Below are 24,807 nucleotides of genomic sequence, written 5' to 3' on the forward strand. Positions count from 1 at the left end.
TGTTAATATCGAGAATAACTCTTCGAGTTATTTCCCGAAATTAACAGCAATATCAATACAAATAGAGTTAATAAATTCAATTAAGAAAAGTGAATTCGTGGTCTAAAAAATGGGGAGTAGTAAAATTGAAGAATTTTGTTTTTAATGATCATTGGATGAATTTTTTATCAAATAACGATTCTCTTTCTACATATGAATATATCCTTCGCCGTTGAGAGGCCTTATCTATATCCATTCGATTAAGCGGCTCAGCCAATCAAGGCTGATGCTCTGCACTATCCAAACATAAACCCATAAATTCGGCTCACCATTGAACCACAATACGGGGCAGAACTGACACGCATTTATCTGCTGGCGTATTCATTCCTCAATCCCGCTGTAAACCCTGCCCACAAGCCCTAAAATACGCCCCATTTGGCATCATAACGGTCAGGTTATTGCCGATTTAATATTGGCGCAACAATAATGGCTTCGGGGTGTTGCATTTCACCTGCTCTTTGGTATCAATGGACGAATTTGCGGCAAATCTTTCATTAAATTTGTGGATGATATGACATCACAACTGGCATTTTTAATCAATGAGCGATATAACGGACAATAACGAGAACGATCCCGTTGAAGTCTTTGCTGGCACGTCTTGGGAAGTCGCCCTTGTTCAGAGCCTGCTGGAGAATGCCGAAATAAAAGTGTATATACATTATGGCGGAGAGGGCACCCTTGCCCCTTGGGATTCGGGTGGCGGACTGCCAATAAACAGGATCATCGTTTCCAGCAGCGACTATAATAAAGCAAAAGTGGTGGTCGATCAGTATCACGCTGCGCTGAAGGAATGAGCAAGTCAAAAAAAATAGGGCACTATAATTGATGGTAGGAAGGTGAAAAGGTAGCGTCAATAATATATAAGTTATGAAGTATATATTTGGATTAATAATATTCATTTTTGTATTCCAGAGTTGTACATTTTCCAAGGAACAACATCCTGTCGATACGCTCCGCTATTCTATCGACTTGCATTCCGTTACTCCAAAACAATTTTTTTCCGTTTTAAAATATGACTCGGATACAGCACAAGGAGTCAAGTATATTACGGTAAGTTGGGATGCTCCAAAAGACTGGGTTCAACTTGATGATGTTAAATATTTTATGCAATATATTGACTCAACAGAAAAATGCAAATGTATCATAACGGTTATCTCTTCATATCTTCCATTTGATGATTATTCAACGCTTGGCGGTCAGGCGATGAACTTAATTGATTCGTATAGAAAGAATCAACCCTATTTTCAGAGTTCGTGGGATTGCAGCAAGAACGACAGTTTGAGGGCTCAGGAAATAAAGGAATGGTGGGAATCAATGAATATAAAATGAAACGACTTATTTTCACTCTTTGCATATTAACAATTACGATTAGTTCTTGCAGAAAAGATAATATTGTATTATCATCTTCCGATTACTTAATTTTCGGACACTTCTACGGAGAATGTTTTGGGGAAGAGTGTATTGAAATATTCAGATTAGAACAAAATCAATTATTAGAAGACACGAAGGATGTATACCCTAACTCAACCAGTTTTTACAACGGTAATTATATTTTATTGCCACAACAAAAATTTGACTATGCAAAGGATTTAATAAATTTCTTCCCAAGTGATCTGTTAACTGAACCCAATACTGTGATTGGGCAGCCTGATGCTGGAGATTGGGGTGGGCTTTACATCGAATACAACATCGACGGTACAAGAAAATTTTGGTTATTAGACCAGATGAAAAGCAATGTACCTTCAAAATATCATAACTTTATAGATAAGGTGAACGAAAAAATTACACTGATACAATAAAAACGGCTTATAGCAGCACCTACCCGCAAAACTTTGGCGACCATTTAATAAAGACGAAAATGACACGTAAGACCATTTTAACAGCAGTGATAATCTTTCTGACCTGCTTAACACTTTGGACTTGCAACAAAGAAAAAGTTTCCTGCTCAGACGACCAAACATTTTGTTCGCTGGTAGACAACCAAAATTTTGACGCAACAGGATCAATAATTGACAACTATCTTGCTGGATTGGAAAAGAATAAGAAAAACGAGAATTTAGAAAAACTTAGAGATTGGCTGGAATGCAAAAGTTGTGTAGACAAAGCAGAAATATATTGTAACTCTTGCATTTTAACCCTTCCACCGCAAAGCGAGTTAAGCGTTAATTTCATTTCGAACGGACAGACAGTAACAATGACTTTGGACATTTTGATGGACGAGCCACTAAAATTCTGTGCATACCATTGACAAAAAAAAGAAATAAAAACTACTGGCAATCGAATAGACGGCTCCGCCAATCAAGGCTGATGGGTTCATCTCTAATACCAATCACACATTCATATTTCTTCATATTAGCCTATTCAGGCGTTTTCATCCTTTGGCAACAAAACAACCTTCAACCTTCATCATATCCGCATAGGCTGCATGATGGGAAAGGATTCTCCACGCCGGGGGAGGAGCTGGGGAAGGTGATTTCCGGGTAAAGGGATATAACGACGCAGCGATGTAGCGAGTTAACGATATTCGAAGTGAACATAACTCTTAACTTTTAAACTTCAACTTTTCCCTTTGCTCTTTGACCTTTGAACTATTGCGCTTCCCCACCCCGTGCAAAGGCATGTGATTTTTTGGCCAATTTTGTTAAGGGGTGGGGAGAAAACGGTTTGTCCCTTTTTTTCCCAGGGTTAAAACCCTGGGCTACTATCATGCCGTCGAATTACTCCTCCCCCCGGGTGGGGGGGCTGTAAAATAATCAGTTGCGTTGCATGACAAGGCCTGTCCGGCCTGAGAACAGAAAAACATTCCTGTTCTTATATACACTATATAGTGCCTTTTTCAAAATATTTTATATTATTTTATACTTTATAGTTGTATTTAGATTATTTTCACTTATCTTTGTTACTTAAAAGAAAATGAAGAATTAATGGGGAAGGAAGGAGAGGTCCGGCAATTCCTGAAGGATTTCATACAGAAACTTAAAATCTGGGGAATCCTTTACCGGGATGACCGTGGGAAAAACCAGCAAACATTACTTGGGTTAACGAATTCGAATGTTATCTGTATCTCATTTCATATTGCAGAATATCCCCTGACATATCCTTTTAAAAGTCAACAACCATGAAAAGCCCGTTTACAGGAAAAGAGATGAGCATCCGCCGGGAGAAAAGAATGCTCAATTTCAGGAAAGAGGAAATTGAAATTGATTTCCATTATTATTACTGTGAGGACACCGGTGAAAAATTTGAATCCGATGACCTGGCAGAGTTAAACCGGTTACAGGTATTGAATAAATACAGGGAAAGGTTGAACCTGCCTTTCCCTGAAAAGATCATTGAGATTAGAAAGAAATATGGGATCCCGGCTTCCACCATGTCTGATATTCTCGGGTTCGGTGTAAATACTTACCGGAACTATGAGAACGGGGAAATACCGTCCACTGCCAACGCCCGTCTGATGCAAATGATCGAGCACTCTGGAGAATTTGCAAAGATGGTGGATCTTTCAAAAAATTTATTGCAAAAAGAAAGAGAGAAAATACTTCGAAGAATAAGTCAATTGAATGAAAACACAAGGAAATCCAATCCAATTGCCGGGGATTGGTTATTAAGCACTGGCAATCCAAATGAATTCAACGGTTACAGGCAGTTTGATTTTGAAAAAGCAGCCAGAATAGCCGTTTACTTTGCTGAAAAAATGCAACTCTGGAAAACCACTCTGAATAAGCTGCTATTTTATTGCGATTTCTATCATTTTAAAGAAAATTGTTATTCTATTTCCGGATTAAATTACCGGGCCATTCAATTAGGTCCCGTACCGGCTAATTTTGACACATTATTCGATCAGATCGTTGTTAATAATCATCTTTCGGTAGAATACAACGAGTTCCCCAATGGTGCATTAGGTGAAAGATATATCCCTGGTCAAAATATCACTTTCAATCCGGAATTTTTTAATGATAGTGAAATAAAAACAATGGTCATGGTGCATGAAAAATTTAAAAACATGACTGCACAACAAATCGTCGAACTCAGCCATATCGAAAAGGCCTGGAAAGAAAATCAGAAAGAAAAGAAAATCATTAGCTATTATTATGCCTTTGAAATGGAAAATGATTGATAGAAAAGAATTGTTTATGATTTAATCCCCAATTTAAACCTTAACACTCAAATAATTTACAGTTTACAAATTCCGATCTAAGATCTTAGATCGTAAACTGTAAATTCCAGATCACTTGGCTGCTTATGGTTTGACAAGGGTTTATTTTTCCCCGGATTGGTGGGTGGTTAAATCTTAAAAAGATCAATCATGATGCCGCCACCCGCATCCTTGGGATAATTTACCGTATAAGGACGTAGATCATCCGTCGAAATGGTTTCCCATATTTCGTTGAATTGGGTACGGTAGTTGAACCAAAGCACAGGATCCCGGACGGAGCCTTGTATGATCGTTTTAATAGCCGGAGGGTCAGGATGCTCATGCTTCGCACCATTAGTACTTATCATGAAATGTTTTGCGTCGATCACTTCCATAAGGGCTTTAGAGATGTTGTTCTTGCTGCCATGATGCGATACTTTCACCGCGTCGACCTTAAGCCGTTTTTCCCCGGTCGGGATAAGTTTTTTTATGGATTTGACGATCATGCCGGCATGCGCATCTCCGAGGAACAAACAGCTCTTGCCTTCAAACTCAGCCAGGAACGCTATACAGGATCCGTTTGCTGCCGACGGGTCGGCCTTCAATTGCTTCCGTATTTCTTCGTCAATTTCGCCGGGTCCGCCTAAAATGCCGTCGGCCGGGTGAAGCCTGGTGTAATTCAGTAACTGTTCCCAGGCCCCGTCGAGATCATCGGGCGATAAGTCATGCTTGCCCACATCTATTTCCCATTTGTCTGCCATCTTCTCCAGTTTTGCCGGGTCGGGTGAGAGAGGCGTGATCTTCATGCCATCCGCCAGCGGTATCGGGAGCAAAGGCTTGTCGGGTAAGACGACAACCGGTTTCTTTTTGAATCCCTGGTTCCAGTTTTCAAAGGCCCTGTGATGCAGCAGCGCGCTTAGAAAGTCGCCTTCCCTTCCGCCCAGTATGCCGGTCTCTTTCATGTGGCGATAGCCATTGAACCAGATGTCTTCCGGGGAGATCAGCCATTCGTTTCGTTTTTCGGCAAACATCCGGATGATGCCTTCGATGTGGTCGGTATCCACGTGGGTGATGACGACCGCTTCCACCCGTTTGTCGCCATCCGGAAGGCTTTTGAGTTTGTTTTCCACTTCCGGGTATGCATCAATGGGTCCGGCATCAATCAGGATCCTGCGAACCGTGTCGCTATTGCCGTATTCCACCCAGATGGCGTCTCCCTGCTTCGCGGGGAGCAATTCGATTCGAAAGAACGGTTTCATTTTCATTTTAATTTTTTACTTAATTTCCAGTCCGCATCGCCAAAGGCTACCACACAAAGTGACATGATCAGGCCATCCAGAAGGGCCTTACGCTTAACCGCACGCATCACTTCACCCAATCGCTTGTTTTTATCGCTTTCTTCACCAAGTCCTACTACAAGCATATTAGCCACTTTTGCAGCGTGCTTCCCAAAGACGGAAGCCACGGTCCCTATCACGATCGCAGCTCCCCTGAGGCGGAATTTTTGGACAAAACTCCCGTATTTCATGGCCGATCCGGTCGTGTCGCAACCTAACAGGGCCACTATTGGGGTATCATCTGAACCTGCTTTTTTTACGTGGGATTCACGTATCTGAACCCCGATGATGGTATCCTCATTGATTTCGAGCGTAGCCTTCGTCTCCTTTCCAGCATGGTGCGGCATGACAACAATGAGCTGCGGTGTATTTTCCTGCACCAGGGTTTCCCACTCACTCCAGTTATTTACTTTCACCGGCTGATTCCCTGTGGCCTTTGAGATGGACTTGATCACTTCATCCAGGTCGGTTGCATCGACTTTCGTGCTGGCAGCCACCAGGCATTTACCGTCAATACTCAATGGAGACTGGTCATCATCAGACTCCGTCTGAATAATATAATCGGGACAGTCTTTGGAGAATTCTTCAGATGATACATCTTGTCTTTCAATGACTTTGCTCAAACCCCAAAAGCCGAGCGGACACATGGTTTTCCTGAAATTTTTCGAACATGTCTCCCGACACTCCCCATTGGACAATCCTTCCTTCCAAAAATCACAAAGTGTGGCATCATTGTCCGGAGCCTCATGCTCGTAAATAAATTCGAAAGGTATTATTTGCTCGCTGTCATTTGTGGTAATAATTTGCATATATTCATTTTGTAAAAACTTTTCCTTATCGACAGTCGTCTTAAGTCTTTTTTTTATGAGCATATCATAGAGGTCGCAACCACAAAAGATCAATTCCCGAAGCAGGTTCTCACCTTTTTTAGACTTGAGGCCATCATTGTAATCTTTCACTTTTTGAGCCACATCAGAGAGGAGGAGGTTGATGTTATTCGTGATACCATAACAACCTTCCAGATTTGCCAGCCATGCGTTGTCCTTTCCAATCCCGGTCATCATGGGCTTGTTGCCGGAGTTATGGTTCGTAATGAATGCCAGGTCGAACTGGCGTCTTTCTTCCAGGTTACCCAGATTGACCCGTACGGGGATAAGGTCTGTCAGTTCCATTTGGTCAGACGCCGGCATTTTGTCGGCCTCTTTCACAACGGGAATTTTAAGCACTGCAGTCTGGATAACCCTGCCACGGTGGAGGACGGTGATCCGGCCTTCAAACGGGACGGCTTCTAACGGGGTGAAGATAAATTCACATTCCGTGCTGGGGCCGTCTTTCGGCAGTTTGATCTTTCTGATGAGCGGCTCCTTGATATGGGTCGGCTCACCCAGGACTACGGTCAATCCCCAGGCTTCTTTTTGCGGTGGCAGTTTTTCTACCGGGAACGAGGTCTTATTGCTCACCCATTTTTTATCTGGTGGACCAATACGCATGATAACCTTGGAAAGCACCCCGGTCAGGAATGCCCTTTTCTCCTCTTCATAATTGTCCTCTTTCATCTGGTACGTCCTGGCAGAGATATATCTTTCCCTTCGCTTCACTTCGACATTTTCGGGGATAATTGCTTCCTCCAGCGATTTATTAATTTCCGAGAGCCCTGTAGCCCCGGTACCTTCATGTTGATATTTTATTTGCCTCTTATTATTTAAAAGAAGGGATTTAAAGGTTGAAACATCTAAAATGTTTGATGCAGCTGGGATATTCAATCGGTTAAAGGTATTCATAGGAATTTCGAACTTTGTCTTTAACGGCAACATTTTGACCATCCGGATCATATTTTCCATCTGATGTTCAAGACGGAAATTTGCCAGGGCATTACTCAGAAAGATCAGATGATCCGCACCACCATTCGAATATGATTTTAATCCAGCAGAGATTGCGGCATCCATATGAAGGTTGTGGCAAAGATTTTCTACTATGCAATTTAACAATCTTGGAAAATCCAAATCGTTCAACATTTCTTTAATGAAGACAAACCCATTGGCACGGCTCAAAGCAGCGATATTTTGGATGAGGTTCTGAAAATCCGGGGAACCCTCTACAAATGGTCCCCTGATTATAAACAGATTGCATTTCATCAGCACAGGTAGGCTCTTCAAATCATTCAGAAGTTCTTCTGCAGTTCCGTCGAAAACCAGGATGTCGCAATTGTCATTTTCCCTTCCGATTTCAACCAAGATGGAATTTTCATTTGACGGCCAATGCTTACGGGCTTCTTCTACTATTTCCCCTGCGTTGTTTCCGGGGATAAATCCCAGGCGCAGCGGCCATTTCATATGTATATCCGGATAAGGGAATTTCATACTTATATAGGCCGACTTATCTATCGGATCTGATTCGGACAATAACCGGAACCATGGCCTGATCATTGATGCAACAGTGTAATTTAAAACCTGCAATCTTAATCGGGGCATAAACGGTAGAAAAGTAAGGTTTAACCCTGTAAATTGCCATGTATTTGCCAGATTAAGAGGATTCAGGTCGGCCAGTTTATATTCAAGCATCCCGAGCGAGATTTTATGATTTGGTGATGGAAACCGCCAGGGCAATGAAAGGGGATCCCCGGAAGGACCTGGCTGATATCCGCCAATACCACTCAGAGAATCATAAACCATTTTTTCAAGCATGAGTTTATCCGCCGGGGAAGCTATTCCAGAACCTGCGATTGTACGTGAACGGGATCGCGCTGCAAGAATACCGAGTGCAGTAAAGGCATTGGCAAAATCCTTATCCGTCAATCCGGTTCCCCAATTTTTCCAGAATTCAAAATCATTCATGGCTTTATGTTTTAATAGCTTTTACTTGGTTGTCTTGTCTTTTTTTGAAAAAATGCTATCTGACAGGGAATCCAGCTTACTTTGAAAGTCTCTCCGCCAAGGTTTTGATAGAAACCTCTTATGGAATAAAGGGAGCCGCCGATACCACCGGATGCCCCAACATAGAAAACCGTACGTACAATATTGTTTTCCAACTTCGAATAGAAAACAATCACGGGGACCAGGCATAACACAACCAATGTGATAAGGAGATAAATTCCGATTAAAACATGACTTTTCATAATTCATGGATTTTCAGGTCAGACTTTGTGTTTTGCTGATAGGCCTTGACCATCCAATACGGATCGGCATTGAAGGCCTTCCAGTCATTCAGCATTTTTTGGTAAAGCTCTTTCAATTGGGATTTAAGCGTGTCGGGATAAGCATCGTAATCCAGTTTGTGATCAGTGTTCCAAAGGACTTTCTCAAAATATTCCAGCAGGTTATAGCAAGCCGTAAACTGGCCGCTGGCGATGAGGGTATTGAGCATGTTTTCTTTTTCACCTTTCAGCTCATCGGGGGTAAACCACAGGGTAGTACCCATGGACTTGGCTTTCTCAGCAGCAGCCATGAGGATCGGGCTCACATTCCTTAACTCATCGCTCAGGATACCCTTTTTTTCCTTATTCCTGTATACCGTTTGTTGCGGAGTCAGCTCATAAACGGCATTCATTATCAACCGCGTATCCCAGCCGGCTTCATTGTAAACCCTGCCATACTCCTGCCTCCTGATCTGTTTCATAAAGACCTCCGACACCATGCTTTTGATACTGTCGATCCGGTTCTTGATCAGTGTCTCGTATATGCCGAATTTCAGGTTGGAGAAATTTCCCAGGCGCCGGATGAAAAATTCCGGCACTTTAAATATTCTCATCATCCAGTTAAACATTCTTGAAAGAAAAATGCTGCCAGCACCTGCCATGAAAAGGACGGCTGCCAGGACTCCGTAGAAATAGATCCAGAAACGGCTGGCTGCCTGGAATCCGAAATACGTAGCAGCGGTGGCGGCCAGCAGAAAGACCAGCCCGAACCACATGAACCGCTTGAAATTAAGATTCCGCCAGCTTTTCATGGGCTTTTCCTTGGTCTTTACATAGGCATCCATGAACGGTGAAGCCACATCGGAAATGATATACAGGTCGATGGCTTTGTCATCCTCTGAAATGAATTTTTTCATCTCCCCTTTGTATTCCTTCATCCTTTTTTCGGCCCAGATCACGCTGTCGATACCCTGGTTATCCACGATGCCCCCGTCCATCAGGCCAACCGGAAACTTGCATTTGTTGCCCCACTGGTCGGTATGGTATGATTCTTTTAAGGAATTCAGGACCGGAGAGCCGTCATGCCTGAAATCATCCGGGAAATTGATCGGCTCGAAGCCCATCGGAAAGCAGGACGATGCCGCGATGATGTCTGCCAGGCGGATCTCCCCGATGGCTTCCGGAGGCATGTTCACCTGCCTGTTTCCAAGGAAAGCGTAATTGTATTCCTCTTGCTTCAATTCACATCTCTGAAACCGGAAAGGTAGGCCGTAGCTGAATTCCGTAGCGTTGAAAATGATTTCTTTGAGGTGGGTCTTATTTTCAAACAACAGCGAAAAGTTATCCTTCTCCAGTTTATCAAAATAAACCAGGGAGAAGGCGTTGATGAGGCTTCGGCCCTTGACACTCTTCCAATCGTGGTATCCGGACAGTTTTGTGAGCCCTTCCCTGATCAGGTCCACTTCAGCCATGAAACGGTAAAGTTTTTCATAGCACTCATTGAGCGATTGGTTCCGGGCGAGGGAGGATGCGTAGCATACACCGGTGAATGTTCCGCCTGAGACAGTGGAGATAACGCGGATCCTTTCGAGGAGCGGCAGGCCCTTCCAATGGACGCACGACAGGTAGGTAAGCAGTCCCAGGTGGAAAGAAGCTGCCCGGTAACCACCACCAGACAAAGAGAGGGCAATCGTGTTAAACGGTTGCCTGGGTAATTGGTTATTCATGGCAAAAGAACGTTAATTGGCAAAATTTCGGGGGGAACGATTAATTGGAAGCGTAAAGATAATTAATAATCAGGTAAAAAGCAAGCATATGTTAGCACATGGAGAATTTTCGTTAAAAAGATTGCCTAAGATGGTGTTAAGCATATACATCTGATTCCGGATTCGCCAGACACGGACAGGTTGCACAGGACCTGGAATTTAGGATTTATAAATTCCGATCTAAGATCTTAGATTGTAAACTGTAAATTGTAAATCAAATCGTATCTTTGACTAATAATCAGTATTAAGAAATGGAAAGAGATATTCGTTGGTTACAGCGGTTCAACAACCTGAAAAAAGCATTTCAGAAACTGGAAGAAGCTGTGGAAATCGACTCTCTTTCCGAACTGGAAAGAGAAGGGCTGATTCAACGGTTTGAATATACCTATGAGTTGGCATGGAAAACACTTCAAGACCTTTTGGAAGAAAAAGGATACATTGATATAAAAGGTCCGACTCCGGTGTTACAGCAATCATTCCAGGATGGATACATTGTTGATGGTGAAGAATGGATGAAACTTAAGAAAAGCAGGGAAAACACATCGCATACATACAATAAGGAAGTGGCTGAAGAGATCGTGGAAAACATCATTTCTTCCTATTTTCGTTTATTTGAACAGCTCATCGTCCGGCTTGAACAGGAAGCCGGCTGGCCGAAACAGGAGAAACTCTTTTAAGCTTTGCGGAGTATGCCATTCGGATTATCCATCGAAACAATAACCGGCATCACAGCGACCATCGCAGCAAATCGATCCGTAACCAGGGTAATCCTGTTTGGATCCAGGGCAAAAGGCAATCCCAGGCCTGGATCTGATATCGATATTGCGGTCACAGGCTCTGGTCTTTCATTGGATGACTACCTGAGCTTTTCATTGCAGATTGACCGCCTTGAACTGGCTCAGAAAGTAGATCTGGTCGATCATCTGAAGATCAACGATGATGAACTGATTGACCACATCCGGCGTGTAGGTGTGGTTCTTTATGAAAATGGCCGGTTCAGAAAATATGGACTACCTCCTGTGATTGATTATAATTCCCGAATCCTGATCCTTGGGACTTTCCCATCTGAAATATCACTGGAAAAACAACAATTCTATGCTAATCCAGCAAACAAGTTCTGGATGATCCTTTGTTCCGTAATAAATGAATCCTATACTTTAAACTATGATCAACGCATTCAATTATTAAAAAAACACCGGATTGCACTTTGGGACGTGGTAGAAAGTTGTCTCCGTGAAGGCAGCGGGGATAATGAGATTAGATTTGAAAGACCTAATGATCTCGAAACACTTATTAATCAATTCCCATCCCTTACACATCTTCTATTCAACGGTACTAATCCCGTCCGGTTTTTCACAAAACTCGGATTAGATGAAGGACCAATGGTCTTGGTCCCTTCTCTTCCATCCTCCAGTGGATTGAATACCCACCTGACTCTTTCCGAAAAGATCGATCGCTGGGCTGTGATTCATTATATTCCAGGGTTTCATTGATGATTTAAGAAATAGCACACGGATTCAACAGATTTACACAGATTCACCACAGATTGGTTTAACGGAATTCCGAAGTAACGATCTAACGATATTCAAAGTGAACATAACTCTTAACTTTTAAACTGTTCACCGTTCACTGTTCACCGTTCACTGCTCACTTCTTCCTATTTCTTCGCCGTAAACACGTACTTCTCATTCTTCGCAGTAAATGTGCCGTTAGCGCAGGTATAGGTTGCGGTTACAAGGACCCACACCTTCTCGCAGGCGGGATTGTCATATTCCCAGGTCAGCATATAGAGGTTCTCTAACTGTCCGCTTATCAGGCTGTATAATGCTGTCAGCCCTTCCGAATCGGGGGTGTAAAAATACCTTCCGCCGGTTTCTTCTGCAAGTTGCTGCAGATCCAGTGAGTCAACATTGCCATATCCGATGGTAAAGACCGGGACCTGTTCTTTCTGGCTCATCGTGATGCAGAAGGGGAGATCGGCAAGCGTTGATGAATTTTCTTTTCCATCGGTGAAAGCCAGGACAGAAGGTATCAGGCCAAAGTTTGAGAGGACAAAATCAGCCGCATCCTGGATCCCTTTAAAAGTAGCATCATAAAATGCCGTGGATCCCCCGCCATAATCAGAGTCAATGGCTGCCAGGAGGAGATCAATATCCGTCGAAAATGGCAATGTCACCTCATATGATTCATCGAATTTAATGATCTCGCAATAATCCTGGTCCTCTTTCAGGTAAACAAACTGCTTGGCCGCTTTTTCCATATTTTTCTTATTGGCCCCGCCCATGCTCCCTGAATAATCCATGGTCATGGCTGCGGCAGTATTATAACCCTCAGCCTGGGCTTTTGTAAATGTGATGGAAGCTATGACAGCCGTATCAGTATATCCGTCACACACCTGCTTGATATTGAAATTATACTGGTTGAACTCCTTGAAAGGATTGCCATTCTGGTCGGTGACCGAGAGGAATACCGTGATGGTCGTGGATCTTCCCAGTCCGAGCTCTATCCTGGGAATCGTCACGTCGATAGCGGTGGTTGAATCGTCATTCATGCTCTTGAATGCCTTGTCACTATTGTCTTCATCCTTTTTGCAGGTGCTCAAAAGCATGATAGCTCCTGCAACCAGGATGACCGGCAAAGCCGGCAGGATCCTATACAGACCGGCCAATGTCTTACTTTTTTTATTCATTGTTTTCATAAGGATATCTTTTATTTGGTTAATCTTTCAAACATCTGACAGAAACTGCATTTTGCTTCAGGGTTTCATAGCGGCTGACCTTGGGGTTATCCACATTCATCAGTCTTATCCAGGAGTTGGTCGATGTAGATTCAGTGGAGGTAGCAAAGTAGCCGTTGACACCCAGATCAGAGAAAAATCCGAGGTTATAAATCCCGCCCATGAGTGCATCAAAGCCGGTCGGACCGCCCGGTTTGAGCTGTGTGCCCTGGTCGGTGCCACGCCACCCGGTGAGATCTGCATCGGCAGGAGACATCCCGAGGGCAATCTCCATCGTTTTCACCTCTGCGTCGGTGGGCACATGCCAGCCGTCAGGACAGATTCCTTTTGCCCCGGCGGTAGTAGAATAGTTCATCATCTCGTTCCATTGATACAGGCCGCCTTTAAGGTTACAGTTAATAGCCTGGTTCTGGTAGCAGTATTTTTCCATGATCGCATTATCGCCCTGTGCCTGGCTGCTGTTGATCATGGTGCCGGCATCCAGGTTTTCCTTCAGCCAGCATTGTGTCGCGATCAACGCAGTATGATAGACCTTTCCCTGGTAAGTTATGGATGAGAGTCCGGGGCACGGGTCACCTGTCCCTCCGCCGGAAGCCTCGGTGGCAAAGGTCCAGACCGGGCCGGCGACAGTATGGTCATGATCATCTTTCGCCACGACGCGCCAATAGTAAACCGTGCTGTTAATCAAGTTCCCGGGATCATAGCTGAAATCACCGGTAGCGGATTGCACCAGCGGTGGAGGGCTTTCGGTCCCAAAATAAATATCGAATGTCAGCGGGTCGCTGTCGGGATCTGAACATGTCCATGACAACGGTGAAGTGATGCTCACTTCCGTTATATTATCCGCAGGAATAGGATCTGATGGCTCTTCCGGTGCCTGGTTGAAGGAAGATCCTGCAGAAGCGATAAGGATCTCGTAAAGGATCGGAGGGGGATCGGTTTCATAATCGATTAGGGTAAAATCCCATACTTCAACCTTAACCCCTGCCCCGATCCCGGCACCGGCATACAGCGACCACCAGGGATCTGCAAACAGGTCGGCTTCGATCCGGCGGATTGTACCCGAAATCTTTTTCAATATCGTAGAAATTTGACCATGATCCGCTATTGTATTCAATACCAACTGTGAAAGAAAGTTCCTGTGTGACACTGGTGGTAATGGCAGAACTAATTTCCAGGTTGACACCGGCATTGACCTCGATCTCAGGCGTGAGAATGACCGGGACAGGGCCAACCATGACGGTAATCGGTGTAAATTCTATGCTGAGCAGCTTTTTCTCTTTCTCCCATTCGATATTCAGCAAGGTGAGGGTAGCCGCAATCTCGATCTCTTCATCAACCTGGAATTGGACCTTGAGTTTTTTGACTTTGAATTTTTTAATCTCATAGCTGCAGCTGATGGTGGGATCGATGGTCAGGGTTGCAGATATTTCGACCAGTTCGTCTTCATCGAGGAAAGTGGAAAGTTCGTAGGTCAGGTTGGTATTCTTGCCCGATTTATCATAGACCGGTGTAAGTTTGAGATGTTCATCAAGAATTTTGATGCTCTTGACCTTATCGGCCGTAAGATGATAATCAAGGGTAAAGAATCCATCCTCAATGGTTTCTGAAAGACTTGCAAAAGCAGTGGTAATGATCACCTGGCCATTTTGTGTTGTGATGGAGCTGATTTTGCGCAGGCAGCCGTTTCCGACACCCGATACAATGATATCGCCGGCCTGAAGGTCATACAGACCGGTTATTCCGCTGTTAAAAGTATTAGGTATAATTACTGCTGTCTACCGATACAAGATTGGCATTCCAATCAGATGCGGAGATGACTTTCGTGGTGGATGGGATCTTTACCTGGTCATCAGGTTCCTCCTCCTTCTGGCAGCTTAAAGGCAAAAACAGGATGATCCCGGAGAAGAGGACCATCCATGCCGCCCTGAAATTGAGTTTCATAATATGATGGTATTGGTTTGGTTAAGAAATGAAACATGGCATATATCTTATTGAAACAAATATAAGATATATTTCAAAATTATTTTGCATTTTTTGCAAATCACTGCCACTTTCTTTTGCAAAAAATAGACCTTTTTCTCCTTTTCTTGTCTTCTTCCTGAAGTTAATCCCACACATCCCGGTTCGAGGGAAATGATTATGGCATAATCTGCCTGTTTACGGTATGACCATAGCAACAAGCCTTTTCTGTATGGATTTTCGCGGGCTTAACTTTGATCCATAAAAAAACAAAAGCCATGAAAAAGTCCAAATTCAACCCTGTCCGGAAGGTCATCAAGAAGCTGAAGACCATCAACGCAGATCCGATGAAAGTCTGTTATGGCTTTGCCTTCGGGGTATTCATGAGCACGACCCCGCTGACCGTCGGGGCATTTTACCTTGTCAGGTCGATATTTTCCAGGAAACTTACAGCACAATTAGCATGAAAATACTTAACCATTAAATTCCTGTTATTTATATCAACCAATTATAAAAACAAATATCCTTCGTAAAAGAGCCTATAAGATAGTGACCTGGGTCAAGTTAACTTACTTGATATCTTACGGATTAACGGTATTTAAGTTTATTTGCTGTTTAATGTTTATTATTCTGTTAGATGGTTGTAGGCCATGCTATTATGCTCCCAGCGCGCAAAATGTTCCATTATTCAAAGAGAAAAACGAAGGTAACGGTTCAATTGCTTTAAGACTCAGTATGCGAACCATCGGTTGCGATATGCAAGGAGCTTTTGCAATAACAGATCATCTTGGTTTGATGGCGAATTATAGTTATTTTTCCGGGAGAGGGTCAACGGCTAATTTTGATGGAGAAGACCTTTCAGGTCATTTTAAAAGTCACCTGACGGAATTTGGTCTTGGCTATTATTTACCATTTAAGAATAAGTTTTTGTTTGAAACGTATGGAGGTTACGGCAAGAGCTGGATTGAAAATCATTATGATTATTTTGTTGGAAACGGGTATTCCACTCTTGGGTCTTCATGTTTTTTTATTCAACCGGCGGTTGGTTTTTATAAAAAAAATATAAGACTTGCTTTTTCTGCCAGATTCCGTGGAGTAAATTTTAACCAGGTACATTTTGATTCCGGTCTGGATCAAACATATAAGGAAGAGCTCCTCCAAATTCAGGATAATCCTGTCGTATTTTTCATTGAACCGGCTTTTACATTCAGAGGAGGTGGGGAGCATGTTAAAATTCAGGTACAAATAGGACTATCATTTAAAGTCAGTGATACGGAATTAGTTTATGATCCGATGAATTTCAATATTGGCCTGATTTTTAACATTCACGGGAAGAAAAAGTCAGAAACAGAACCGTGAAAAAGGATTCCTGAGCTTTCTACGTCATAACAGAACGCGGATGACGCGGATGCAACGGATGACCGCGGATATTTTTCTGCGCCAATCTGCGAATTTATCAGCGCTAATCTGCGAGACCCTTTAAAACCTTTACGATTTCCACCATTGCCAGCGTATCCAACTTACAGTATTCCAGGAGATTTTTGCGCGTAGTCCGGATCTTATCGGGATCAGGCTCAGTAAATAGTGATGTAAAAGCCATGCTGGCCGATCCTCCGTCGCCGATGGCCAGGGTGTCATAGCTAAAACCAGGAACCATAGCGGGGAGTACCTGCTTGATAGAATAGGAGCCTTTCATCTCCGGGACATAGTAATACCGCTGCTGGAAAAGCACCATAAGGTCTTTAATCCGGGCGATCATCCGGCCAACAGGAGTGTCATATTCCGGGAAATTTGCCGCAAGCTCGCTCAGCCGGGCCGACTCGAAGGCCTTGTTGAACACGATAATATCGCCATGTTCTCCAATGTCCCGGATAAGCTGGCGGATGAACGGAATCCTCGGATCAGTTCCGTTTGATTCCGCCAGGAAAAACCTGTGCGTTACCCCGGAAGTTTCGGAATGCATGATATGCATCGAATACTGGAACACGATCTGCTGATAAGACCGGCTACGGTTGAACATCGGTGCTGCCGGCTGGAACGACTCAAAATCAAGGAAGTATAAGGGATAGTTCAATCCATCCAGGAACATGCGGATCGTATCCTTATCGATGTGTGTTTCGCCTTTCAGTTCGGCCATGACCTGCTGCCACTGGCTGTCATTCAGCTTGAAATCCGGCGGGATGTCTTCGAACCGGAGGATACCCATGTTGTAGAGGTCCCATTTTTTATCCCCACCCAACCGGGAGATGTTGAAGATTGAATAATCCGGCACATGTTGCCAGCAATGACCATGAAAATCACAATCATACGGGTCAGAACAATGCGGGCCGATATCGATAACGGGTGCCAGTGGCGCGGTGAGCGTGAAGAAAAAATCTGCAATATCCTGCTGCACCTTATCCTGGAGCTGCAGGATTCGTTGGTACACCGATTCTATCTTAAAAAGTTGATGCATATCTAATTCCCCGTTTCGTTCATATGCCGTATTCAGCACCACCAGGGAGACGTCGGCCAGTTCCAGGCCGCTGCGGGTCATTACATGATACTGGAAGGCGGCATCCAGCAGGTTCACCGGTTTCACCTGAGTGGAACTCTTCACTTCGTAAGCTTTCCAACCCTCTTCATTTTTCACCAGGATATCGACGAAACAGTGCAGGCCGTTCATGGAAAATCCCGCCTCATAAATCACGGAAGCCCCGTCGCGGATCAATTGAGATGTCATCTCAATACTTTTTGCATAGTTGGCGGGCACATGGATGCCGGCATCGGTGCCGCCGGGGAAAAGCTGCTGTGCCAGTTTCCCGACATCAGTCCCCTGGCTGAAGATGGCCTGCTGCATGGCGGAGATCTGGTCCTTCAGCTTCGGCTGGTGCCAGTGGAGGTAGAGGGACTTTTTACACTGGCTCCCTCTCAGGTATGTCGATTTGGAAAGTGTTGGAGGCATTATATTGAGTTTGGATAAAGGTAGAGATTTACAATTTACAGTTTACGATCTTAGAATATCGTTACTCGTTAAATCGCTACGTCGATAAATGCATCTGCGTCCTGATCTGCGTAAATCAGCGAGAACCAGGAAAAAGTTTCTCGCAGTATCAACGCAAATTTAAAGCGCTGATTTACGCAGACAATGATCCGTTTAATTCTGTGGTACTTAGTTCACCTGCCCGAAATTCTGTATCCATCGGTATAAACCTGCTTTAAGGCCTGCATCATAGCATGCCACATGTGTCCACCTTGGATCCAGCAGATTATAACGATGGCCATATCCGGGAATACCCGTATCGATAAGTAATTGTATAACAATCTGCCTGGCAGTTCCCTCTGGGTAGCGACCTGCAATATTTTCATTCCCTTCAGTCATATCCGGTGAATATTTTTTAATCCTGTCCCATGGCATCGAGCCGTCACTGCCGACATGCCAGAGGGTCCAATCATGGCGATCCTGGTCCATAGCATGTTTTTTTACCGCCTCATAAATTCCTTTATCAGGTTTCAGAATAGATAGAGGCTTCATGGAACTTAAGTCTTTTCTCAGGCTCTCAATGGCTTGTGATTCATCCTCCGGTTCATTAAGCCAGACTGTATCAATCCTTACAAGCTTTTCAACCCCGTTAATGGTCTCATAAAACATCGTCAAAGAATATTTCATCTGCCCACTTCCAATAACTTCCGGGTTTTTTTTTGCCTCTTTTAGATATTGATCCAGGTAAACCAGGTAACCTTTTGGATTACTTCTAAGCAGGTTGATCTCGTATATCATCTCTTTCTCAGATGGTTTCATATACGAAGCACTTGCTGCTGTATTCAAATGATCCGATTTCTGACTAAAGGAGCAATTCCAAATTAAGGCAGATAGGAGTGAAGCAAATATAGCCTGCTTTAGATAGTGTTTCAATGTTCTTGTTTTCAGATTTTCACGACCTTCTGATCGTCAGGCAGGATGGTAACTTCTTCAGGGAACTCGAACTCCGGCGTGCCGGGAAAAGGTCCATATTCCTTGTCGGTATGGTAAATGCGGATCACGGGGAAACCGCTTTTACGGAACAGGTCGATATAGGCGTTGATCATGTACAAAGAGACTTCTTTTTCACGTTCTTCCACCATGGGAAGGAACTGTTTCTGGATATCGATCACCAGCAGGGCCGGATGCAGGCGTTCGGGCTTTTTGTCCTGGGAAAAGAGGGTTGTGCTGCTTGCCAGCAGGGTCAGGGAAACGATGAGGAAGAGGATCTTTTTCATAGGGTGAAAGGGTCAGTTGTTGTGGCAAAGATAATGAATTGATTTACAATTTACAGTTTACAATCTAAGATCTCAGATCGGAAATTGTAAACCGTAAATCCTTTAATTTCTCGCAGCAGAATGGTTACTTCGGCGGGAAACTCGAATTCCGGCGTACCGGGAAACGGCCCGCCCATTCCGAAACCGAAGCCACTCATCAGCCTGAATATCTCTTCATCATTATTAGTTAGAAAAAAAAGTTAAAATTATTTGGTTTATAAAATAAATAAGTTTATATTTGTGCCTTATTTACAATAAATATGATCAGAATTTTAAAAAGAATTAATCAAATTATTTAAAAACAATAAGTTATGGAAACAACGAATGATTACAATGGAAAACTGAATGTCATTTACGAAATGATTGAAAACTCAAAAACACGGATCAGGATGGGTAAGCGATCAGGTTACCGCACGCATCTCGATACGGCCTTTATTTATTTATGGTATGGGTTTTTCTTCACATTGATGGTAATTCTTGCTTTTTCTATCGGAGGGAAAATCTCATGGGAGATTTCCAACGCATTGATCATCAGCATGTATGGCCTCGGTACTTTTGTGTCAGGAGGAATATTAAAATTCAAACCACTCATCATAGGCGGTATCAGTTGTTGGATTATTGCACTGGGTGCATTCTTTGTGCCTGGACATTATATGCTCCTGTTGGTTTCACTTTCAATAATTATCGCCTATTTGATCCCGGGTTATTTATTGCGCAGAGCCCATTAAATCCATCAGGTCATGTTTGAAGAACTGGATCCGGTATTACATTCACAACTGCGACTGGCGATCATGTCGGTGCTGATCAGTGTGGAGACGGCTGAATTTAATTATCTGCTGGAGAAAACAGGCGCTACCAGGGGAAACCTTAGCGTTCAGATCACCAGGTTAAATGAAGCCGGCTACGTTGATGTAAAAAAGAGTTTTCGCCAAAACTACCCCCTGACTACCTGCAATATTACTCCTAAAGGTGTTGAAGCTTTCGAGAAATATGTTAAGGCCCTGCAGGGGTATCTTCAACGGGAGAAGAATAGCTGAACCAACTCCCCGCTGATCCTCAATAGTTCAATCTCTGCTTTCTTAGCCTGGAACTGGGAAAGCAGAAGCTGGTACTGTGCATCGATATATTTTTTCTGGGTTTCCCGTAGTTCAATGTCATTGATTGAACCCAGACGGTACTTCTCAAATGCCACCTCGACATTCTCCCGGGCTACTTCCTGGTTGAGGAGCTCTATCCCTACAATCCTGAGGTTTGTAGTATAATCGATATAAAGCTTATAAAGTTCGGTATGAATACCCAGGTCGGTGTCCCTTAGATAAGTTTCCATCGTATTCAGTTCAACTTTCGCGTTTCTGATAGTGCGGTTAACATTAAACCCATCGAAAAGCGGATATGAAAGGGAGAGTCCGAAAGATGGCCCCAGGCTACGGTTATATTGAAGGAACCCTGTTTCCGAATTTAGCTGGTTATAGTTATAACCTGCGTTCAGGTTCAGTTTTGGGTACCGCTGCGATTGGGCATCTTTAATTGCAAGACTGTTCAGGGTAATATTATTGCGTGCAATGAGCAAATCGCTGTTTTGAGCCTTCGATTTAGTTAAGAGGCTGTCGAAAGATAAGGCATCACTTAACATAATGCTATCTGCCAGTGCAAACCTGATTTCCGGATTACGGGCAAGCAGCCGGTTAAGATCAGCCATGGTCTGCTTCATGGATGCCGTTTCACGGATCAGGTTGATGCTGTCGGCATTCAGGTCAACGGTAGATTGCAGTAGCATAAGTTCTGACCCTGCTCCCAGGCCAATTTTAGCTTCCATGATCTTTTTGCGTTCCAACGAGAGTGCCGCGGCATCTTCGAGAACCTGGATCAGCTTTTGCTGCTGTATGATACCGTAATAGCTGGTTATGATGGAAGAAAGGGTATTTTCGATCGCAATGCGTGCCCCGGTTTCTCCCATTTCCTCCAAAATATTCAGCATATTTTTACCAACGAACATGCTGAACCCGTCAAATAGCGTCCAGCTCAATTGCACACCGGCGTTCACCGACCGGTTCGTTGCGCCCGTAATGTCTTTAACGCTGCCGGCAAATGTTTCCTGATGTGTGGTCGTAATAGTATTGTTTTGTGTGGCATTCAGGGTCACGGCAGGAAGAAACCCGGCGTTTCCTAGGGTGTTGTTGTTTGTTGCAATTTGGGCATCATTCTTTTGAATGATGATGGAATAGTTGTTTTCCAGGCCGATCCTGACAGCATCAGAAAGGGTGAGAATTTCCTGCCCGGCCAGGTGAAAACCGCTAAAAAGGATCACCAGAAGAGGAATTAATTTTTTGATCATAGTCTTAGCTTTTTTCTGCTGCATCTTCCTGATATTGCGGTTTTTTAACATTTCTCGATAAATAGGTGTACAATGCAGGAATCACAAATAAGGTCAGTACCAGTGAAAAAATCAACCCGCCTATGATGGTGATCCCCATGGGAATGCGGCTCTGTGAAGAAGCGCCAAGGGCCATAGCAATGGGAAGGGCGCCGAGGGCCGTGGCAAGGCTCGTCATCAGGATAGGTCGTAAACGGCGCGTTGCCGCGTCGATGACAGCTTCATGCAGGCTTAACCCTGCAGTTTTCCGTTGATTGGCGAACTCCACGATCAGTATCCCGTTTTTGGTGACAATCCCGATAAGTACGATCACCCCGATCTGGCTGAAAATATTGATAGTCTGGCCGAAGATCCAGAGCGACAATACCGCGCCGGCCAGCGCTAACGGAACCGTGAACATGATAATGAGCGGATCGATATAACTTTCAAACTGTGCAGCAAGGATCAGGTAGATCAGCACCAGGGCCAGCAGGAAAGCAAACATCAGGCTGCTGGAACTGTCTTCGTATTCCTTGGATGTACCGGCCAGTGCCGTGGAAAAGCTTTCATCAAGGGTTTCACCGGCAATCCGGCGCATCTCATCGATGCCCTGGCCAAGGGTTACCCCTTTTGAAGGTTGGGCTGAAACGGTTGCCGACACATAGCGGTTATATCGGTATAATTGCGGTGGGTTGCTTCTTTCAGATAGATTCACGAGATTATCAAGCTGGATAAGCTCATTTCTGTTATTCCTGACATAAACAGAACTTAAGTCAAGCGGTTCGTCCCTGTTTAGGCGGTCGGCCTGCCCTATGACCTGGTACTGCTTGTTGTTCAGGATGAAATAGCCATAACGCTGTCCGCTGAAGTAAAGCTGCAGGTTTTCCGCCACATCCCTGACATTGACGCCAAGTGCCCGGGCGCGATCGCGGTCAATATCTACAGTAATTTCAGGCTTGTTAAATTTCAGGTTCAGGTCGATCACCTGAAAACTTGGGCTGGATTGAGCTTTTTCCATGAACAGCGGAATAACCGTTCTCAACTTTTCAAAATTGGGAGCAAGGATCACAAATTGAACCGGTAGTCCCGCTCCTCTTCCACCACCTATAGTTTGTTCCTGTGTTACAAAACTCCTGGCAAAATTGTATCTGCGAGTGATCATACTAAGCTCGTCAGCAATATCCTGCTGGCTTCTTTCTCGTTTGGAAGGATCAGTGAGGACAACCCTGAAAACCCCTGTATTGGTGGAGGCAGATGAACCGAAACCAGGGGCTGTGAGGGCCAGGAAATTTAATTTTTCAGGAATCGTATCCACAATGCCGATCAGGTTGAGCATATAGTCATCCATCACTTCGAACGAGGTCCCTTCCGGAGCGGTACACATAACTGAAAGTCTGCTTTTGTCTTCCATAGGGGCAAGTTCGGAAGGGATTAAAATTCCGATCCCGAGAATAATGCCTATGGAGACTATCATAATCAGGACTGCCAACCAGCGTCTTCGCAGAAATACAGTAAGGCTGCTGTTATATTTATTGATCAGGTTGTCGATCCAATGCTCCGTGCGGTTGAACAACCGCCCATGTGATTGGCTCCTTTTCAATAACCTGGAACTCATCATCGGGGTTAGAGTAAGGGAAACCAGGGCTGAAACCAGGATAGTCCCCGCCACCACCATTCCAAACTCCCGGAAGAGGCGCCCTGTGAGCCCCTGAAGAAAAATGACCGGCAGGAAAACCGCTGCCAGGGTGATGGTCGTAGAAATAATAGCAAAATAGATCTCTTTGGACCCTTTGTGCCCGGCTTCAATAGGGTTCATGCCGCTTTCCACTTTATGGTAGATGTTTTCCAGGACCACAATGGCGTCATCCACAACCAGGCCTGTTGCCAACACTATCCCCAGAAGGGTCAGGATATTGATGGAGAAGCCTGCGATATACATGATAAAAAAACCGCTGATCAGGGAGATGGGGATTGCGATGACCGGGATCAGGGTGGTCCGCCAGTTTCTGAGGAAAACAAAGATAACGAGCACCACCAGCCCGAAAGCGATTAATAGCGTATCGAACACTTCGGTGATGGCCTTACGGATAGTTGTAGTGGTATCGATGGCCAAACCGAGGGTGATGTCGGATGGCAGGTCAACTTTAATTTGTTCCAGGCGCTTGTAAAATTCATCGGCAATTGCGATCTGGTTGGCACCGGGTTGAGGCGTAACTGCCACGCCCACAATAGGAAGCCCGCCGTTGCCACGCATGATGGACCGCTCATTTTCAGCCACAAGCACAGCCTTACCGACATCTCGGAACCTGACCAGGGTGCCGCTGAATTCACTGATGATCATATCATTGAATTCTTCGGGAGTGGTAAGCCTTCCCTCGGTGCGGATGACCAATTCGGTGCGGTAACCTTCAATACGTCCGGATGGAAGCTCAACATTCTCGCGGTTCAGGGCATCCCGGATATCTACAGGAGTCAACTGATAGCTGGCCAACTTTGCCGGATCTATCATCAATTTGATAGCATATTTCTTTTCACCCCAGATCCTGATTTCGCTGACACCGGGAATAGTTTGAAGACGTTCCTTAAAGACATTGCTTGCGATATCTGAAAGCTCCATCAGGTTGCGGACATTGCTTTGAAGCATAAGCACGAGAATCGGACTGGCATCGGCATCTGATTTGGTGACCACCGGCGGGTCTGTATCAGGAGGAAGATTGCGGATGGCGCGGGATACCCTGTCGCGTACATCATTGGCGGCTGCTTCCATATCCACGCCCAGTTCAAATTCAACGGTGATATTGCTGCGGCCATCACTGCTGACAGAAGTAAGGGAACGGATACCCGCAATACCGTTGATCGATTCTTCCAGCGGTTCGGAAATCTGCGATTCGATGACATCGGAATTGGCTCCGATATAATTTGTCGACACCGTGACAACAGGTGGATCCACGCTTGGAAATTCCCGGACGCCTAAAAAAGTATAGCCAATACCGCCGAACAGGACCAGAAGGACAGAGATAACAGTGGCCAGGACGGGCCGGTTGATGCTTACTGATGAAATGTTCAT

25 protein-coding genes are annotated in these 24,807 nt (G+C 44.4%); 12 read left to right on the forward strand and 13 right to left on the reverse strand.

What is annotated here, in order from left to right:
• Positions 1-578 precede the first annotated feature (578 nt).
• The 6 genes from M0Q51_13055 to M0Q51_13080 all read left to right on the forward strand — a co-directional run bounded on the left by M0Q51_13055 (position 579) and on the right by M0Q51_13080 (position 4,156).
• Entirely contained in the window at positions 579-833 is a 255-nt protein-coding gene (locus tag M0Q51_13055; protein ID MCK9400903.1) for a DUF2007 domain-containing protein, read from the forward strand.
• A 73-nt stretch (positions 834-906) separates the two neighbouring features.
• The gene (locus M0Q51_13060) at positions 907-1,368 is read left to right on the forward strand and encodes a hypothetical protein (protein MCK9400904.1); all 462 of its coding nucleotides are present in this window, start codon (positions 907-909) and stop codon (positions 1,366-1,368) included.
• Complete coding sequence (locus tag M0Q51_13065) at positions 1,365-1,838, forward strand: hypothetical protein (protein MCK9400905.1); 474 nt, start codon at positions 1,365-1,367, stop codon at positions 1,836-1,838. Before M0Q51_13060 ends, M0Q51_13065 begins: the two co-directional genes overlap by 4 nt.
• A 59-nt stretch (positions 1,839-1,897) precedes the next feature.
• On the forward strand, positions 1,898-2,287 hold the full coding sequence (locus tag M0Q51_13070) for a hypothetical protein (protein MCK9400906.1): 390 nt from the start codon (positions 1,898-1,900) through the stop codon (positions 2,285-2,287).
• 676 nt (positions 2,288-2,963) lie between these two features.
• On the forward strand, positions 2,964-3,161 hold the full coding sequence (locus tag M0Q51_13075; protein MCK9400907.1) for a hypothetical protein: 198 nt from the start codon (positions 2,964-2,966) through the stop codon (positions 3,159-3,161).
• Positions 3,158-4,156: a DUF4065 domain-containing protein gene (locus tag M0Q51_13080; GenBank protein ID MCK9400908.1), complete on the forward strand. Its 999-nt coding sequence runs from the start codon at positions 3,158-3,160 to the stop codon at positions 4,154-4,156. Before M0Q51_13075 ends, M0Q51_13080 begins: the two co-directional genes overlap by 4 nt.
• Positions 4,157-4,323: 167 nt before the next feature.
• Here the strand turns inward: M0Q51_13080 and M0Q51_13085 are convergent, their stop codons facing one another.
• From M0Q51_13085 to M0Q51_13100, 4 genes are read right to left on the reverse strand one after another with little or no spacing between them, the layout of a single operon-like run.
• Positions 4,324-5,433 carry an MBL fold metallo-hydrolase gene (locus M0Q51_13085; GenBank protein ID MCK9400909.1) on the reverse strand — a complete coding sequence of 370 codons (1,110 nt, stop codon included), beginning with the start codon at positions 5,431-5,433 and terminating at the stop codon, positions 4,324-4,326.
• Between the two features lie 2 nt (positions 5,434-5,435).
• Positions 5,436-8,345 carry a hypothetical protein gene (locus M0Q51_13090; GenBank protein MCK9400910.1) on the reverse strand — a complete coding sequence of 970 codons (2,910 nt, stop codon included), beginning with the start codon at positions 8,343-8,345 and terminating at the stop codon, positions 5,436-5,438.
• Between the two features lie 11 nt (positions 8,346-8,356).
• The gene (locus M0Q51_13095; GenBank protein MCK9400911.1) at positions 8,357-8,626 is read right to left on the reverse strand and encodes a hypothetical protein; all 270 of its coding nucleotides are present in this window, start codon (positions 8,624-8,626) and stop codon (positions 8,357-8,359) included.
• Complete coding sequence (locus M0Q51_13100; protein ID MCK9400912.1) at positions 8,623-10,371, reverse strand: patatin-like phospholipase family protein; 1,749 nt, start codon at positions 10,369-10,371, stop codon at positions 8,623-8,625. Before M0Q51_13100 ends, M0Q51_13095 begins: the two co-directional genes overlap by 4 nt.
• Positions 10,372-10,661: 290 nt before the next feature.
• On the opposite strand from M0Q51_13100, the gene M0Q51_13105 reads away from it, so the two are divergent.
• Together M0Q51_13105 and M0Q51_13110 are read left to right on the forward strand one after the other, a co-directional pair.
• Positions 10,662-11,087 carry a nucleotidyltransferase substrate binding protein gene (locus M0Q51_13105; GenBank protein ID MCK9400913.1) on the forward strand — a complete coding sequence of 142 codons (426 nt, stop codon included), beginning with the start codon at positions 10,662-10,664 and terminating at the stop codon, positions 11,085-11,087.
• Between the two features lie 12 nt (positions 11,088-11,099).
• On the forward strand, positions 11,100-11,903 hold the full coding sequence (locus M0Q51_13110) for a DNA-deoxyinosine glycosylase (GenBank protein MCK9400914.1): 804 nt from the start codon (positions 11,100-11,102) through the stop codon (positions 11,901-11,903).
• 164 nt (positions 11,904-12,067) lie between these two features.
• Here the strand turns inward: M0Q51_13110 and M0Q51_13115 are convergent, their stop codons facing one another.
• From M0Q51_13115 to M0Q51_13130, 4 genes are all read right to left on the reverse strand, one after another.
• Entirely contained in the window at positions 12,068-13,108 is a 1,041-nt protein-coding gene (locus M0Q51_13115) for a VWA domain-containing protein (GenBank protein MCK9400915.1), read from the reverse strand.
• A 19-nt stretch (positions 13,109-13,127) separates the two neighbouring features.
• Positions 13,128-14,225 (reverse strand): fibrobacter succinogenes major paralogous domain-containing protein, encoded by a 1,098-nt coding sequence (locus M0Q51_13120; GenBank protein MCK9400916.1) that lies wholly within the window; start codon positions 14,223-14,225, stop codon positions 13,128-13,130.
• Complete coding sequence (locus M0Q51_13125) at positions 14,125-14,787, reverse strand: hypothetical protein (GenBank protein ID MCK9400917.1); 663 nt, start codon at positions 14,785-14,787, stop codon at positions 14,125-14,127. Before M0Q51_13125 ends, M0Q51_13120 begins: the two co-directional genes overlap by 101 nt.
• A gap of 118 nt (positions 14,788-14,905) precedes the next feature.
• Complete coding sequence (locus M0Q51_13130; protein MCK9400918.1) at positions 14,906-15,091, reverse strand: hypothetical protein; 186 nt, start codon at positions 15,089-15,091, stop codon at positions 14,906-14,908.
• A gap of 296 nt (positions 15,092-15,387) precedes the next feature.
• Here M0Q51_13130 and M0Q51_13135 point away from each other — a divergent pair, with 296 nt between their 5' ends.
• Positions 15,388-15,576 (forward strand): hypothetical protein, encoded by a 189-nt coding sequence (locus M0Q51_13135; protein ID MCK9400919.1) that lies wholly within the window; start codon positions 15,388-15,390, stop codon positions 15,574-15,576.
• Between the two features lie 151 nt (positions 15,577-15,727).
• Entirely contained in the window at positions 15,728-16,468 is a 741-nt protein-coding gene (locus M0Q51_13140; protein MCK9400920.1) for a hypothetical protein, read from the forward strand.
• Positions 16,469-16,571: 103 nt separating this feature from the next.
• Here M0Q51_13140 and M0Q51_13145 read toward each other — a convergent pair whose 3' ends face one another.
• The 3 genes from M0Q51_13145 to M0Q51_13155 form a co-directional block, all read right to left on the reverse strand.
• Positions 16,572-18,053 carry a DUF2779 domain-containing protein gene (locus tag M0Q51_13145; GenBank protein ID MCK9400921.1) on the reverse strand — a complete coding sequence of 494 codons (1,482 nt, stop codon included), beginning with the start codon at positions 18,051-18,053 and terminating at the stop codon, positions 16,572-16,574.
• 207 nt (positions 18,054-18,260) lie between these two features.
• Positions 18,261-18,890: a CAP domain-containing protein gene (locus M0Q51_13150; protein ID MCK9400922.1), complete on the reverse strand. Its 630-nt coding sequence runs from the start codon at positions 18,888-18,890 to the stop codon at positions 18,261-18,263.
• Between the two features lie 125 nt (positions 18,891-19,015).
• Positions 19,016-19,348 carry an isochorismatase family protein gene (locus M0Q51_13155; GenBank protein ID MCK9400923.1) on the reverse strand — a complete coding sequence of 111 codons (333 nt, stop codon included), beginning with the start codon at positions 19,346-19,348 and terminating at the stop codon, positions 19,016-19,018.
• 350 nt (positions 19,349-19,698) lie between these two features.
• On the opposite strand from M0Q51_13155, the gene M0Q51_13160 reads away from it, so the two are divergent.
• On the forward strand, positions 19,699-20,115 hold the full coding sequence (locus M0Q51_13160; GenBank protein ID MCK9400924.1) for a hypothetical protein: 417 nt from the start codon (positions 19,699-19,701) through the stop codon (positions 20,113-20,115).
• A 12-nt stretch (positions 20,116-20,127) separates the two neighbouring features.
• A complete protein-coding gene (locus M0Q51_13165; protein MCK9400925.1) occupies positions 20,128-20,424 on the forward strand; it encodes a transcriptional regulator in 297 nt (98 codons plus the stop codon).
• Here the strand turns inward: M0Q51_13165 and M0Q51_13170 are convergent.
• Positions 20,403-21,722: a TolC family protein gene (locus M0Q51_13170; GenBank protein MCK9400926.1), complete on the reverse strand. Its 1,320-nt coding sequence runs from the start codon at positions 21,720-21,722 to the stop codon at positions 20,403-20,405. The genes M0Q51_13165 and M0Q51_13170 overlap by 22 nt on opposite strands.
• Positions 21,723-21,726: 4 nt before the next feature.
• Positions 21,727-24,807: an efflux RND transporter permease subunit gene (locus M0Q51_13175; GenBank protein MCK9400927.1), complete on the reverse strand. Its 3,081-nt coding sequence runs from the start codon at positions 24,805-24,807 to the stop codon at positions 21,727-21,729.

This window comes from Bacteroidales bacterium, assembly GCA_023229505.1.
Classification (GTDB): domain Bacteria; phylum Bacteroidota; class Bacteroidia; order Bacteroidales; family JAGOPY01; genus JAGOPY01.